Source organism: Novacetimonas maltaceti (assembly GCF_002906255.1).
GTDB lineage: Bacteria > Pseudomonadota > Alphaproteobacteria > Acetobacterales > Acetobacteraceae > Novacetimonas > Novacetimonas maltaceti.
On the sequence record NZ_POTC01000158.1, the window covers coordinates 1 to 517 of the forward strand.

The following is a 517-nucleotide window of genomic DNA, read 5'->3' on the forward strand; positions in this document are numbered from 1 at the left end:
CGGCCACGATCTCACGCGCACGGCCGGTGAGGGCTGCGCCGTCCCAGTCAAAGAAGACGAGGTAGGTGCGGGCCGCGGTCGGTGCGGGCGGGACAACGGCGGGGGCCGGCGGCGGCGGCGGCGGCGCGTTGTTGAACGCGTAGCGGACACCGACGATGAACTGGTGGTTGAAGCGATGGTCGAAGCTTGCGTGACCGTCACCCGCCGTGAAGTTGCCCATGGTGAAGGACTGCGGCTGGCCGATCATGCGGTATTCGGTGGTCATCTGCAGGCCCGGGACGCCCGGAATGTCATAGGCCGCACCGACGATGCCCTGGTAGGCGAAGCCGCCCTTGGTGCCGCTCATGCTGCGTGCGCCGCCGGGGTTGTTCGCGCCGATGGTGGCGTCATGCACGCCCTGCCACAGGTAGCCCGCGCCGACACCGACGAACGGGGTGACGGGGACGTCGATGCTGAACAGACGCTTCAGGTCGATGTCATACAGCACGTTGACGAAGCCGCCATAGGAGCGGTCGGA

1 pseudogene is annotated in these 517 nt (G+C 67.9%); it reads right to left on the reverse strand.

Annotated elements, in window-relative coordinates:
* Window positions 1-517, reverse strand: a pseudogene (locus KMAL_RS16800) (OmpA family protein); the annotation flags it as partial.